Source organism: Nocardia spumae (genome assembly GCF_020733635.1).
In the GTDB taxonomy this organism is placed as follows: Bacteria; Actinomycetota; Actinomycetes; order Mycobacteriales; family Mycobacteriaceae; genus Nocardia; species Nocardia spumae.
The window spans coordinates 6,481,083-6,494,731 of record NZ_JAJFZL010000001.1 but is presented as its reverse complement, the minus strand read 5'-3'; the positions used below and the strand labels follow the sequence as shown (position 1 = coordinate 6,494,731).

At 64.7% G+C, this 13,649-nt stretch carries 13 protein-coding genes; 8 read left to right on the top strand and 5 right to left on the bottom strand.

Annotated features, from left to right (window positions below):
- Positions 1-5 precede the first annotated feature (5 nt).
- The 8 genes from LKD76_RS28895 to ligD all read left to right on the top strand — a co-directional run bounded on the left by LKD76_RS28895 (position 6) and on the right by ligD (position 6,306).
- The gene (locus tag LKD76_RS28895) at positions 6-518 is read left to right on the top strand and encodes a hypothetical protein (protein ID WP_227984540.1); all 513 of its coding nucleotides are present in this window, start codon (positions 6-8) and stop codon (positions 516-518) included.
- A 78-nt stretch (positions 519-596) separates the two neighbouring features.
- Entirely contained in the window at positions 597-2,198 is a 1,602-nt protein-coding gene (locus LKD76_RS28890) for a hypothetical protein (RefSeq protein ID WP_227984539.1), read from the top strand.
- 128 nt (positions 2,199-2,326) lie between these two features.
- Positions 2,327-2,845, top strand: a complete 519-nt coding sequence (locus LKD76_RS28885) for a hypothetical protein (RefSeq protein ID WP_227984538.1) — start codon at positions 2,327-2,329, stop codon at positions 2,843-2,845.
- On the top strand, positions 2,842-3,273 hold the full coding sequence (locus LKD76_RS28880) for a hypothetical protein (RefSeq protein WP_227984537.1): 432 nt from the start codon (positions 2,842-2,844) through the stop codon (positions 3,271-3,273). The genes LKD76_RS28885 and LKD76_RS28880 overlap by 4 nt, the downstream gene beginning before the upstream one ends.
- Positions 3,270-4,043, top strand: coding sequence for a DUF2637 domain-containing protein (locus tag LKD76_RS28875; RefSeq protein WP_227984536.1), 774 nt, complete (start codon positions 3,270-3,272; stop codon positions 4,041-4,043). The genes LKD76_RS28880 and LKD76_RS28875 overlap by 4 nt, the downstream gene beginning before the upstream one ends.
- Before the next feature lie 196 nt (positions 4,044-4,239).
- The gene (locus LKD76_RS28870; protein ID WP_227984535.1) at positions 4,240-4,689 is read left to right on the top strand and encodes a hypothetical protein; all 450 of its coding nucleotides are present in this window, start codon (positions 4,240-4,242) and stop codon (positions 4,687-4,689) included.
- A 187-nt stretch (positions 4,690-4,876) separates the two neighbouring features.
- Entirely contained in the window at positions 4,877-5,068 is a 192-nt protein-coding gene (locus LKD76_RS28865) for a hypothetical protein (RefSeq protein WP_227984534.1), read from the top strand.
- Between the two features lie 281 nt (positions 5,069-5,349).
- On the top strand, positions 5,350-6,306 hold the full coding sequence (ligD, locus tag LKD76_RS28860; protein WP_227984533.1) for a non-homologous end-joining DNA ligase: 957 nt from the start codon (positions 5,350-5,352) through the stop codon (positions 6,304-6,306).
- Between the two features lie 1,254 nt (positions 6,307-7,560).
- Here the strand turns inward: ligD and LKD76_RS28855 are convergent.
- The 5 genes from LKD76_RS28855 to LKD76_RS28835 form a co-directional block, all read right to left on the bottom strand.
- A complete protein-coding gene (locus tag LKD76_RS28855; RefSeq protein ID WP_227984532.1) occupies positions 7,561-8,484 on the bottom strand; it encodes a TRADD-N-associated membrane domain-containing protein in 924 nt (307 codons plus the stop codon).
- Positions 8,485-9,208: 724 nt separating this feature from the next.
- Positions 9,209-10,003, bottom strand: a complete 795-nt coding sequence (locus LKD76_RS28850; protein WP_227984531.1) for an inositol monophosphatase family protein — start codon at positions 10,001-10,003, stop codon at positions 9,209-9,211.
- A gap of 79 nt (positions 10,004-10,082) precedes the next feature.
- A complete protein-coding gene (locus tag LKD76_RS28845; RefSeq protein ID WP_227984530.1) occupies positions 10,083-10,997 on the bottom strand; it encodes a hypothetical protein in 915 nt (304 codons plus the stop codon).
- 688 nt (positions 10,998-11,685) lie between these two features.
- The gene (locus LKD76_RS28840) at positions 11,686-12,516 is read right to left on the bottom strand and encodes a TIGR04255 family protein (RefSeq protein ID WP_227984529.1); all 831 of its coding nucleotides are present in this window, start codon (positions 12,514-12,516) and stop codon (positions 11,686-11,688) included.
- 258 nt (positions 12,517-12,774) lie between these two features.
- Positions 12,775-13,557, bottom strand: a complete 783-nt coding sequence (locus tag LKD76_RS28835) for a tyrosine-type recombinase/integrase (RefSeq protein WP_227984528.1) — start codon at positions 13,555-13,557, stop codon at positions 12,775-12,777.
- Between the last annotated feature and the right edge of the window lie 92 nt (positions 13,558-13,649).

Here is a 13,649-nt window from a genome sequence, read left to right as displayed (position 1 = left end):
ACAACATGTCATCCCCGAATGCGTTCGATCCCGAAGACCACGGCGAAGAGTTGGGCGGCGCCCGCAGCGCCGCGGAGCAGGAACGTGAACGGCAGGTACTGGACGCGCTGAGCGCCGACATGGCCGGCAGCGCCGCCGCGCAGCTGGCCAGCCAGCTCGTGCCGGTCGTCCCGGACGGCGGCAACGTCGGCCGCGCAGTCGTCCCGCACGTCTCCCGCATCTCGAAAACCCGTGACAACCTGCGGATCTGGGGTCCCGCCGTCGCAACGACGGCTGCGGCGGCTACCGCGGTCGCGGTGTTGCCGCTGCCGGGCCCGCTGGCGCTGTACGTGCTGGCGCTGGCGGCATTCGCCTGGTGGCACTGCGCCGGGCGTCCGGGGCCTGTCGACTCGGTACGGATGCTCGCTGGCGCCGCGGCCGAGAACTGGGGGCGGCTGCGTGAGCGGGTGACGCAGCTGTCCGAGCGGCGCGGCGCCTACGAAGCCCGCCGCACGGCGAGCGGCGGGGGCGAGCAGTGACCGCCACGATGACGCCGCCACTCGTCCGGCCCACATGGGCCGGTCATGGAAATAACCACTGAATCGAAAGGGAAGCGCATGTCCGACAACGAAATTGACCAGATCGGCCGTGACACCGGACGGATATTCCGTCAGGTGATCGACGTCGCCCGCACCTACATCCACCGCCGCCGCGAACAGGGCCGCAACGCCGGGGTGCCGCGGTTGTCCCGCGAAGAGCGGCGGGAGCTGGCCGAGCAGATCCGCGCGCGGGTCGGGGAGCGGCGTGTCACCGAGGCGTGGTTCGCCAAGCGGGTGGAGGACTACCGCCGCGAGTCGATCGCGTTGCGGCAGCGGATGCGCCGCACCGCGGGGGTGGCTATGGATGACGAGAACGCCCGGCTGGACTCGATGCGGTACAGCATCGAGTCGAGCCTGCCGAGCACCGGATTGTCGTTGGAGCAGCGCGGTCAGATCGTGCAGGCGATGGACCGGTTCGATTTCGCTCAGGTGGACCGGCCGTTCTACGGGCCGGAGCTGTTCCGTACGCCGGTCGGCCGCGCCGCGCAGCAGGCGCGGGAGGCCGCGGTCCGGTCCGAGCGCTGGGTGAGCGAGCGCCGAGCGGCGATCGAGCAGGCGCTACCCGACCACCGCGAGCGGGCAGCGCGGGAAGCCGCTGTCCGGACGGTCGATCCGGAGCGAGCGGTCCGGCAGGGGGTCGCCGTGCAGGACTTGCGGCACGTCCAGGCGGTGGCTCGCGAGTACGGCGAGAGCCGCGACGTGCGGGCAGGGCGGCGGATCGCGACCGCACGGGCCCGTGCGGCGGGCCTGACGCCCGAGCAGGTGCGGTGGGAACTCGACAACGCTGAAGCGAATTCCCGCGCGCAGGTGACCATCACGGCCGGCAGGCCGGGGGAGAGGGACTGGACCTGGAACACCTATCACCCGACCGAAGCCGAGGCCGCGCGGTGGACACACGACGCGGTGACCGAGACCGATTGGCGGCCGGGCACGACGCTGACGGTCAAGGCCCGCGAGATTGGCCGCGAGAAGCCGTTTTACGCCATCGAGGGCAATCAGGTCGAGGTCGCCCGCGACGCCGAGTTGTGGCATAGCGAAACCCGGGACGGATTCTCGTCCTCCCGGCCGCTGACGGCCGAGCAGCTGCGTCGGGAGTATGAGCGGGACCGCGCCGACGATGCGGTATGGGCGCGGATGTGGGCCGAGGAGGGGGCACAGCCGCGTCCCCATTCGGATCCGGCGCGGGACGCGGCCATCTCCGCCATGTATTCCGGTGCCCGCCGGGAGCAGACGGCCGGACACGCCGGTGAGCAGTTCGAACGGGTTCGGGCGCAGCGGGATCGGCTGCGCGAGGACGTGGATTCGCTCAAGGCCCGACTGAATCTGTCGATTAGCCACAACGGCCGACTGGACGAGCAGAACTCCGAGTTGACCCGGCAACTGACCCAGCTGACTGCCGAGCGTGACCAGCTGCGTGGCGAGCGGGACGAGGCCGTGCAGAAACTCGCCGAACGCACCCCTGCACACGAGCGGTACGGCAGCCCGGAACGCCAGGCCGCGCAGGTCAAGGTCGAGACGCGGGAGTCGGCACGGTCCCCGCTGGCCGACCATCAACCCGGCCGCGTGCTCGCTGATGCCGTGGCGCGCAACGGAGCCGAGCGAGACGGATTCGAGCGATGAGCACCCCCGAACGCGCCGCCGGCATCCGCGAAGCCGCGGATGTGGACATGCCGGGCGCGGCTACGCCCGGCATGCACCGACGGCCCGACACCACAACAACCACCACTGATCGAGAGGGAGCCGAACCAATGACCGAGATTACCCGCGCCGATACCAGCGACCAGGCCCACGAGACCGAGACCTGGACCGAGCAGCAGATGCGCTCGGACTTCATGCACGCCGAGTACTACAACCTGCGGTGCCGCGGCAACGACGACTACGACTCGGCCGACGAGCTGGCCTACCGCGAGTACTCGTCACCGTGGTTCGATGGCGAGGAGCAGTGGGCCGACGAGTGGGAGTACCTGTCGGATGCGACGGATCGGTGGTCCTCCGACTACGCAGCCGCCCAACGCCGTCTGACCTTCTATCAGGACGTCGGTTGGCTGACCCCGATCGAGCTGCGCAGCGAGCAGCAGGCCCGCGACATCGCCAACCACGGCATCGAGTGCGACGAGCACGGCCTGTTGACCTCCCCCTACGTCACCCGGGTCCAGGATCGCGCCGACTCGGAGACGGCCATCCCGTCGCCGCTGGCGAACCACCGGCCGGGCAACGCCCTGGCCGCACACCAGGCGAACTCCGAGCGCGACGGAATCGAGCGATGAGCGCCCCCGCCGTCGAGGCGACGATGCCCGCCCAGCCCACACACGACCTCGGAGAGGCGACCATCCGGGCAGCGGCCCCGCGGCCGATGGTCCGGACGGCATGCCCGGCGACACCCGCAGCCGCAGCGGCTGTCCAGCCCTCGCCGGAGGGGGCGGGTCGCAGCCAGATCGAGGAGCGGCTGATCGCGGCGAATCAGCGGGCCGCGGAGTTGGAGGAGCAGCTGGCCGCCGCGATTGCCGAGCGTGATGCCGCTGAGCATCAGGCGGCGCAGTTGGAAGACCGTAACCGGGAGTTGGCCAGCGATCTGGACGATGCCCTGGATCAGCTGGCCGGACACGCCCTGCACTCCGAGCAGGAGCGCCTGATCCGTACTCCGGCGTGGAGCCCGTGGGCCGCGTCGGCCGACCGAGAAGGGATGCAGCGATGAACTCGTCCACCACTGTCCACCGTGTCGAGCGTCCGTCCAACGGGCGTCTGGATGCCGCGGAGCTGACCGCGCTGGTGATGACGATCGTGATCGGTGCTGGTGCGTTCGCCTGGTCGTTCGCCGCGCTGACGGAGTTGTCGATGATGGCCGGGATTACACCGCGTCTAGCGTGGGCCGGGCCGATTTTCGTGGACGGCGCGATTGTCCAGTCCGCTGTGGCGCTGGTTTCGCTTCAGCGCCGCACTCGCCAGAGCATCGAGATCCCGAAAGCTACTCGCTGGTTCTTCTGGGCCGAACTGTTCTGCGCCGAGGGCATAAGCGTGGTCGGAAATGGCTTGCACGCTGCGGAATCCGGGCATCGGTTGCTGCCCGCGACGATCGCGGCTTGCGTCGCTGGCGCCGCGCCGCTGTTCGGTTTGGCCGCCACGCACGGCCTCACCGCGCTGATCGAGGTTCCCCGCGCTCCCGAACCGGAGCCGGAGCCGGAGTTGACACCGATCTACGCCGATTCGACACGGCTGGACAGCGATTCGACAGGACTGGACACCGACCGGACAGCGCTGGACAGCGGGCAGACAACCCTCGCCGAGACGGTGGACGCCGACCCGCTCGCCGAACGTGATGCGGAGATCCTGCGCCGCCGCGCTGCGGGGGAATCGACCCGAATGATCGGCGCCGCGGTGGGGCTGTCGCATTCGCGGGTCGCGCAGATCATCGCCGCCGCCGACGCCCCCGACGATGACGGGGAGGTGCTGAGCTTGGTTCGCTGACCGATCGCCCGGTGATGCGGGAGGGTGTGCGGCGGTCCCTCCCGCGTCCAGGGCGCAAGCGTCGCCGAGGGCGATGGCCTGACGGCCACCCTTGACCCGTGAGCCTCTACCGCCACACGGGCACAGCCCATATCGGGCAGGCAGGCAGCCTGCCCCCCAATTCCCTTCACCACCTCGAACAACTTTGGAGGACATCATGACCAACGCACTGACCGACCTGGACCAGATCAATGCCGAGCTGATGGGCGCCGGCGCCCGCAACCCGTTTGGCAAGGACGTGCAGCCCGGCGAGGGAGTGACCGGCGAGATCGTCTCGGTCGTCCGCCGCCACCGCCACAACAGCGAGGGACAGCCCCTGTACTGGATCAACCGCAAACCCACCGTCTCCAGCGGCGGCGACCCCGTGATCGATTCGCAGTTGATCATCGAGACCGGCGCCCGCGACGACGACCAGGACGACGGGTTGCGCGTGATCACCCTGGACCGCGACGTGATGCGTGCGATCAGCGCCGGTGTGCGCCGCGCCCGCGCCGGCGGGCTGGCCATCGGCGGCCGACTGGAGGGCCTGCTGTACGTCGGTCCGGTCGAGGGCGGCGGCTACGGCCGCATCTACGACCTCGGCGCCTACATCCCGCCTGCCGCATAACCGAATCCAGCCACACCGAAGCCCTCGGCCCGTGATCGGGCCGGGGGCTTCTTCGTGTTCACAGCCGCCGGTACGCGCACCGCGACCGTGCGCTCAGATCTCATCGGCCCACGGCGGCGACCTCGTAGACGCGCCGCCCCGACCCACTGTCGCCAAACCACCCGGTCTGGTCTCGTATTGTTGACGTGTGCTGGAAGTGGGTTCTCGGGTCAAGAAGTCGGCGGACAGCGATCACGTCTTCGAGATCGTCGAGATCGAAGACGACGAGCGGGCGCTCATCGCGCCGACCGGGGAAACCGCAGACGTACCGGGTTCGTACCCGTACTGGTGGCCGTTGCGGCTACTCACCCCCGTCGGGGGAACCGCATCGGGGCAGTGAAGCCCCTGGCATCGAAGTGCGCGCAGCCGGTTTCGGCGCGCGACCTGCGGTTGGCCGAAGGTACGGGCCAGCAGATTGCGCATCCTGGCTTGAGTCCAGCGTTCGGCGACGTCGGGGTGTGGTTGCGGAGTGGTCATGTCCGGTACGACGCCGCGTAGGCGGAACTGGTTGCCTGAGGCGGCAAACGCACCCCGTTCTGGGCAACAGTGCTGGTCAACCGCCTGTGACGGGTAGGCCCGCCATCCCGTCGCTCGATGATTGCCGTAAGTACGCTATGAAGTGTGGGACGCGTGCCGGCGCCGATGCTGGCGACCGCGGGGCGGCCGCCCGAGAACTCGGATCTGTGGGCGGTCGAGATGAAATGGGACGGCATGCGCGCCATAACCATCCTCGACAATGGTGAGACCAGGCTCTATTCGCGCAACGGCCGGGAGGCCACCGCGTCGTTTCCCGAGCTGACCGCCGCGCTGGCCGATACCGCTGCGGGTCGGCGGTTCGTGATCGACGGGGAGGTGGTCGCCCCGGAGTTGCCGACCGGGATTCCGTCGTTTCGCCGGTTGCAGCACCGCATACACATCGCGCGACCGCCGGCGGGATTGGTTGCCTCGATTCCGGTGCAGTTGTTCGTCTTCGACGTCCTCGCCATCGACGACACCGACACCGTGGCCTTGCCGTACGTCCAGCGTCGGGACTTGCTCGCCGAACTCGATCTGGCCAGCACCCTGGTGCGGATCCCGCCGTACTGGACTGACATCGCGCCGGCGCAGATGCTCGACACCGCGGCCTCTCACGGCCTCGAAGGCATCGTGTCCAAACGCCTGGACTCGATCTACCGGCCCGGCCAGCGGTCGCGATCGTGGATCAAGACTCCGCTGCGCCGGTCGGCGGACGTCGTTGTCGCGGGCTGGATCCCGGGCAGCCGTCCCCGCAGCGGCGTGTTCGGGTCGCTGATCCTCGGCGCCTACACCCCGGCGGGGGACCTCGTCTACGTCGGCAACGTCGGCACCGGGTTCTCGGTGGCACAGCGGCGGGTCTTGCAGGCGCGCCTGGACGAGATCGCCCGCCAGGTAAGCCCGTTCGCGGCGCCGCCGCGGTTCGGGTCGGTGCCGGCGTACTGGGTGGAACCTGGCCTGGTGGCGACGGTGTACTACCGGGAATTCACCACCATACTGCGCCACCCAAGCTGGGCAGGGCTTCGCGCCGACCAAGATCCCCACGACGTCGGCCTCCCGGACTGACCTCGGCCCAGCCCGGGACCCTTGCACTCGTGGCCGGGCAGCCCGTGACTCGGCAACCATTCATTCCCGACTGTTCCCCGGCCCTTCCTCCGAAGGCTTCTCGTGCACGGACGGCGGGTTGCTCAAGGGTGGCCGACAGGCCATCGCCGCAGGCGACGCGACGCAGGAGCGCCCTTGAACAACCCGGCGGCCGGGCACACACTTTCCGGCCGAGGAAGGGCCAGGATCGCGCCGTGGCTCAGCCGATCAGCTGTCGATCTTGGTGGCTATCGCAGGCGCGAAAAGCCCGCAACTTCCGCGCGAATCAGGCATACAAGAGAGTGCGGGGTTTTCGCGCTCTCCACCACCACACCAACCATCCCCTGAGCAGCGCGGAAGGGCATGATTTCTGCTCACTCCCCACCCCCGCCCAGTTCGACATCTTATCGCCCACTTCGTGACCAATAAGATGTCGAACTGGGCGGGGGTGGGGAGCAATCAGAAATCAAAAAGATCATGTAGGGGAGGGTTGGTGTGGTGGTCGAGAGAAAAAGAAGTGGTTGCGTTGGGTGGGCATCGGAAAGTTTGCGAGCGGGTTGCTTTGGGAGACGGTGACGGTGGTGCTGTCGTCTGCATCGGCTGCGGTCTACTACACGCCGCTGTGCATTCGTGGTCTGGTGGCAGAGGGCGGGTTTCGTTGTGCGCGTGGGGCGCTGGTTGGCCCGGAACGCGGAAATGCCGGGCGCGGCGCGGTTGATGCGGGGTTCCGCGAGCTGGCGCTCGCGCGGTCGGCGCGCGTGTGCTGTGTCCCTCCGGTATGGCCTGATCTGGGGCTATCACAGCCGGAACCTGTCCCGCGCGCTTGGCATCGAATCTCACGAGCCGCTGGCAGGGCGCGGGCCAGAACCGCGGCTGTGATCGGAGACGCCCCAGGCCATACCGGAGGGACACAGCACCAACAAGGTTTCGCGCTTCCGACCGAACAGCATCGCGCCTGAGGGCGCGGAAGAGAAATCGCCTCGGCGGCGGGCCAGGCCGCCCAGAGGGACCTGGCGCGAAGGCTGCGGCCATATGGTCTACCGCGGCATTGACAGCTCGGGGACGGCAATCCTCCAGCGGGATGCGGGCTTAGGCATGCTTCATCGGACGAATGGTCGCCAATTTGCGGCAAAATTCCCGCGACTCAGAGTCGCTGAACATGCTGGTAGGCGCCCGAATCGGGCCGTACCAGTTGCGCTGCCGGATCGGCGACCTATTCGTCAGGCAGTGCGACAGTTATTCATTCTCGCCGCTTGGGAGCCTGACAGACTCAACCTTCTTTATTGGAAGGTGCCGATCTAGGTCGACAGGAGCGGGGCTTAGGTCAAGCTCCTTCAAGGCGCTGATCGCTAGAAGCCGATCGCGCAAATCTGGATCCTGTATATTCGCAATTTGCTTTGATGCCCTCTCGTGCGCGAGATCACCCTTTAGTTCCTCGCGAACTCGGTCAGTCTGCTCAGTGGCATGCTTGCGGGCCTTGTTTGATTGAACAGTAAAAGCTCCTCCGCAAGCTGTGATGACCACGCCAGACAGGGCGGTGATAACACTCGGGTAATTTGACTGCTGATCGCCGGCATGCTGCACGGCTAGCCAGGCACCGACTAGGAGGATTAGTGAACCGGCTGTCGTAACGGCCATGCTCAACGCGAAAGTGATCGTCGATTGCCATAGGGCATGATTCAAGAAGCGAAATGCATAACGTACCTTTTGCGCCGCCGCGTCTTCCCGCTCGTCCGGTGGCTTCGCGGGCTCAGCATGGATGTGCACCTGGGCGTAATCGCCAGCTACTGATACGGACGGAGCTGCGGGCTGTTTAGCCGTAGGCGACGACTTGGGCTGACGGGAACTAACGTAAGGGAGCAGATACGCCCGCTTACGCGCTTCATGCCAAGGTTTGAAGTCCTCCACCGCAATCGCCTTGAGTAGCGATTCGAAACGTGGCTTCTCAGGAATGAAATCGCCTTGAAAGATGCCGTCCACCCAGGCAAGCGGCATACCGCACTGCCTTGCGATCTCTCCGTAGTAAATATGAAAGCGAAGTTGTCGCGCCTTCAAAACTTGAGCAAGCTGACTGATAGAGTTAACGTGTTTAAGGGCCATTAGCTCCTGGACATGGAGTTCTATCTCGCTGCGCTCGTCTTCGTTCTGCGGGTTACCCATCCGTCCCCCATAGGGTGCAACTCACCGGCTATCTGCCAAAACCCCCGGTCCACCCGGGCGTGGCCGCGGTGCGATCATACCCCCGGAACCGCGGGTGCATATCTTGCTTGGTTGGGGTTCGACTCGTCTTTTCGGCAGCGATTCGTTCGGCTCGCGTCCGCAACTCGGAAGCATGCGGTGACAGATCGCGCGGCCGGTGGCGGGTAGGGCGGTTGCTTGCACTTGACCGCCAATAGGCCGCGATGGTGTTCCCCAGAGTGTCTTGATTCAAGATCTTGGCAGGATCTCGCTGGTCACATGGTGTATTCCATGGTCAGTGAGATCGACTGCGACTGCGCGGTAATGCCGATGTGCGGCCTGATCCGATAGGGTCGCACGTATGTTCGAGGATTGGCCGGATCGATTCACTCCTCCGCTGCGCCGCGAAGTCCACCCGCCCCGGCACGTCCTCGTCGACCTCGCTAAAGCCATACCCATTAACCGCCGTGGGACCTTCGGTCGCGACAAGATCCCAATGCGCGTGAAGGCCGGTGGACTGACGCTCACCGGTCAAATCCCAGGCCGACTCCACGCGTGGGCCCGCACCTCCGACGGAATGTGGCTGGGGCTGGTCGAATTCGTACTCGTGACCGGAAACCAATTGGGTCGGCTACCTGTGACGCAATGGTGCCAGCAGGAAGCCCTGACGCCAGCTGCCGACGGGTAATACGCCACTCACGGTGGACTAGTTGTCCCAGAGTGCGGCCTGCACGGCTCGACAGCAAGCTGGGTCCGCCGCATTCAGCAGTAGGTTGCTCGGGCTTTCAGTGATTCGGTACCGGGTCCCATCTGGGCGGATGGACATGCCTCCAGCTTCGGTCAGGAGCAGAGTGCCGGCCGCGTGATCCCAGGGTTGCGAGCGTTGGTACAGCACAAAGTCGATATCGCCCTCAACCAATCGTGTGTAGTTGACTCCGGCGCTCTGGGTGCCTTGAGTCAGGCTCGCGAACCTTTCGCCGGTTGTACGCAGCTCCGCTCGCTCGCGCGCATCCAGGCGCTTCGTGGGGGCAGCGCCTCGCAGTTGTTTGATGTCAGCGGGTGAGGCCGGTCGCCGGATCCGTATGCCGTTTCGGTATGCCCCCGATCCGCGCTTAGCGACATAGACCTGCTTTGTCTCGGGGACGACGATCCACCCAGCGACGGGCTCGGCATTCTCGAGCAGAGCTGCCATTACCGCGTATTCGCGGCGGCCAGCTACGAAGTTTGAGGTGCCGTCGATGGGATCCACCAGCCAGCAGGCTTTCTCGCCCAGAGCCGAAAGGAGGGAGACGTTCTCAGCAACGGCTTCCTCGCCGACCACCGGGATATCGATGATCTTCCGCAGCCCGCGTGAAATCAGTTGTTCAGCTTCGTTATCCGCCACAGTAACTAGATCGCCGGGCGCCTTCTCTGCTACGTCTCTCATGGCTAACCGACGGAACCGAGGCAAGATCGCTACTTTGGCCGCGCCGACCATGAGCTGCGTCACCTCATCGATCACACTATGAGGGTAGTTCAGACTTGCGGCCGGCGAAGGGGGCGCCGTCGACAGTGCTCTCCTCTGTGATGGCTATCGCCAGCTAGCAAAGGTGATCTACGTCGACTCGGACCGTACGCATGTAGCGGGCGGCGGACAGCTCGTCGGCCGACAGAGCTTCTCCAATTATGGCGCCGTCGGCCACGGCGTTTCTAACGTTTGGATTCGGGTGTTCCGACGGTGTGCAGAAGCCCGCCAATGCCTCGGCGAGACAGGTCCAGAGAAAGTACTTTTCGACGGGATCAGTTGCAGCGTCGAGCTTTTCGGCGACCTTCTGAGGTGAATGTCGGTTCGCGTTGGTGTCCAACCATGCTTGCAGAGCTGTCGGTACGGTTGGGAGCTCGTGGTCCTCGTATACCGGGATCACGCCGGGATTCACGACAAGCAAAAGAGTCAGCTCGTAGGGCGCTTCGCCCCACCCGTTCCCAGCCTCGATCCGCAGTTCGCGGATGTCATCGAGAATGCGGCCCATGGCTGAGTTCTCATTACCAGCACTCTTGTACGCGACATTCTCCAATTTGCTGATCCAGGGGCCCACCTCGTCTGGAAACGCGAAGCGGCCGAACTTCCGTGCCACTGCCTCGCTGAAGTCTCGTACTTCCTCGTCGGGGCCGACACCGCGCTTCCCGCTACGGCCCGCAATCGCTGATTTCGCAACTGTGGCAACAATTTCCAGGTCCGCGAACATGTCATCACCGATGGCCGGAAGGTGCGCGAAACGCGGCATTTTGCCTTTGCGGGCCAGGCGGGCGTTGTTGCCGTCGATCCTGACGACCTTGGCGACCTGAACGTAGGTTCTCGTGGTCTGGACGATGTCACACGTCTGACTGATCAGAGCGACTCCGTCGGGCGTTGCGATCGACTCCCAACCCCTGGCGGTCAACACCGATAACTCCGGAAGGTCGCCGAGCACATCACCTTGGCGGAAGTAATCAAGACGAGGGACGGTGTCGTCCACTCCCGCTCCTACCTCGGTCAAAGCTCGCGCGCCCCTCTCGGTTCGGGCAGGTGCCCTCACCGCATTCTACGGCTCCGCAACGTCGCCGTGACGAGCCCCCAGGTAGAAGTCGGGAGAGTGCCGGGGACCCGAAACGTCTCTGGATCCACCATTACGACGCGACCGGAGTTGGTCGGCGAAACTAATCCCATCGATGCCCGGGCTCAGGACGGCGTTTCGAACATCCTCGGGACTGCTGTCGCCGTGTTCCCTGATGAAAGCGGCGATCTCGTGGAGGGTTTCGACGTTGGTGGCGTTCATCCGCGCCCCGTTTGCCCACATGTGGACGGAACGTCGCGACACCCCGAATAGTCTTCCCAACTGATCCCACGTGAGGCCCGAGCTCGTATGCAGCCAGCGGACGATCTCGCCAGTGCTTGGCGAGTCGGAAGTGTTAGTGCCAGAAGCACGTTCATTCACCGCTGCACGAGCTTGTGTGTTGACGGCGGGCAGACCAGATTCAGTCTGGTCTGCAATCTGGGCACTCTGCACAGGCGTGGCCTGGGTGCTTGGTGCGCACATGAGCAAGGGGGCAAACACCATGACCGTGGTCGTGAGTTTTGCAGCCACGTTTTGGACTGGGCTGCGCCACAGCGCGCTGTTGCGTGTCCAGCAGTCCTCTGCGAGGTCCTCTACCCAGGAAGGCTTCTCAGCTGTGACCATTGAGATCACCTCCATACTCTGCAAGGAAGTCGTCCTTAACAGTCCAGCGAAAATAGCGGTAGGTCCTTTGTGTCAGATGGCGAACCTGCTGCTCAAGGTCCTCCGTAGTCAACGGGCCAGAGTTGGTTTGTACGGCGGCGTCCAGATCAAGTATCCAACTTTGAGTACTCGCCGGCGGAACTGACGCTTCGAACGCTGCGCCCGGTGGGAGAAGTCCCCATCGCGCTTGAAAACTCTCGCCTTCCCCAAGCTCGTACGAGGCTTGAGCAATCGAGTGCTGTCGAGTCACGTCGCCGATCTCTGTCGTGATCTCTCCGACCATCTCTGACCGCACGAGTTTGGCGATCCGGTCGATCTTCTCAGGATCTGCTATCCGGTTGATGTACCGGACTCCGATGCGCTCGGGATATATCGGGTTGACGATCGTGCTGAAGTCCTGCCATGCCGAAGTTAGGCGCTCAAGGAACTTGGTTCGGCTCACGTAGTTAGACGTCGCCAGGGCAAAGAAGGTGGTGCTGAAGCTGACCATCGTGTCTTTGTTAGGTGAGTGCAGTTGCCAAAGAGTCGTCTCTTCCTGAACTGGCGCAACGCCTGCAGGCCCGATCTTGAGGGAGGTTTCATTTTGCTTGTTGAAGATCGGGTAGTCGCTTCGCAAGGCGGTCACGATGGCTCGAACCGTCTCGTCGTGGGCATCCCAAAGTTGGGCAGCTTGCGAGAAGCGCACTTGAACGAGGACTTGAGCCAACGGCGGGTTGTCCAGGGAAACCTCTTGCACTGGTTCCGAACCGAATGGGCTCTCTACCACATCAACCGCCATACTTCACACCGTACTTCACATATGTTTCTGGCGTGTCACGACGTGTCGATCCAGCCTCAAATTTGAGGTGAGAGCTTGAGGTTGGCGGGTCGTGACACGCCAGCCTCAGGCTTGAGGTGGAGGAATCGCGGCGTGTCAATCTGGCCCCAAGGTTGAGCTGCCCTGTTAAGGCGCCGACGTTGAGAGCCTAGGCGCGCGAGGCTGCGCTGAGTTTGGTCTGAGCGCTCCCGCAGCGCAGCATTACATCGACAAGATCGTCTATCCCAGAGCGGCGCGTACCTTGTCCCATTGCGTCCTGCCGCGATGGGCGTATCGCTGCGTGGTGGCCAAGCTGGCATGTCCAAGGAGTCGAGAGACTTCCTCGATCGGTATGCCCTTTTCGAGCAGCCGACTCGCATAGGTGTGCCGCAGATCATGTAGGCGAGTGGGGCCGATCCAGCGTCGTTGCTTTCCCCTGCCGACGTAGGCGATCCGTACTGATGCATCGAAACCCTTGCGCAGGTTGTCTGGGTCAAATGGTCGGCCGTTCGTGTGGGCGAGTACTAGCCCGGTATGAACTCCGGCGTTTCGTGGGTACTGCACCGGGTTCGGGGCCTTCTGGCCGAAGCCGGCCGCCGCCAGCTGCCCCGATAGCACCTTGGCAAGGCTGGCGCCGACCGGGATCGTTCGCCGCTGATGATCCTTCGGCGCCTTCATCTCCTGGGCGACCGGGTCGTAGGCCCACTCGACGGAGATTTCCTGCCGTTCGAGGTTCACATCCTCCCAATGCAGGGCCATGGCCTCGCCGAGTCGCATGCCTGTGCCGAGCAGAACGTCGAAGACCAGTTTGTCGAACTTGGACAAGGTCTGCCGGATCGCGGCGGCCTCCTTGTCGTCGAGGAAGCGTTCTGGCATCGGTCCCGGCTTGGGCAGCGAAACACCTTTGCATGGGTTTGCCGGAATGAGCCGGGCGTTCGCTGCGGCCTTCAACGATGCGCTGAGGAGGTAATAGCACTTCGCGACGGTTGATGCAGCCATGCCACTGTTTGTGAGTTCAGTCACCCATCGCTGGACTGAGTCTGTCGAGATTTCTCTCAGAGCGGTCTTCTGCCAACGCGGACGGACGTGGTCTCGGAGGCGGCCTTCATCCGAGC

Bases quoted from the DNA above. Each gene is read 5' to 3' on its own strand.
- LKD76_RS28890 (WP_227984539.1), top strand. From the start codon at position 597: ATGTCCGACAACGAAATTGACCAGATCGGCCGTGACACCGGACGGATA.
- LKD76_RS28880 (WP_227984537.1), top strand. From the start codon at position 2,842: ATGAGCGCCCCCGCCGTCGAGGCGACGATGCCCGCCCAGCCCACACAC.
- LKD76_RS28840 (WP_227984529.1), bottom strand. From the start codon at position 12,516: ATGGCGGTTGATGTGGTAGAGAGCCCATTCGGTTCGGAACCAGTGCAA.
- LKD76_RS28855 (WP_227984532.1), bottom strand. From the start codon at position 8,484: ATGGGTAACCCGCAGAACGAAGACGAGCGCAGCGAGATAGAACTCCAT.
- LKD76_RS28895 (WP_227984540.1), top strand. From the start codon at position 6: ATGTCATCCCCGAATGCGTTCGATCCCGAAGACCACGGCGAAGAGTTG.
- LKD76_RS28870 (WP_227984535.1), top strand. From the start codon at position 4,240: ATGACCAACGCACTGACCGACCTGGACCAGATCAATGCCGAGCTGATG.
- LKD76_RS28885 (WP_227984538.1), top strand. From the start codon at position 2,327: ATGACCGAGATTACCCGCGCCGATACCAGCGACCAGGCCCACGAGACC.
- LKD76_RS28875 (WP_227984536.1), top strand. From the start codon at position 3,270: ATGAACTCGTCCACCACTGTCCACCGTGTCGAGCGTCCGTCCAACGGG.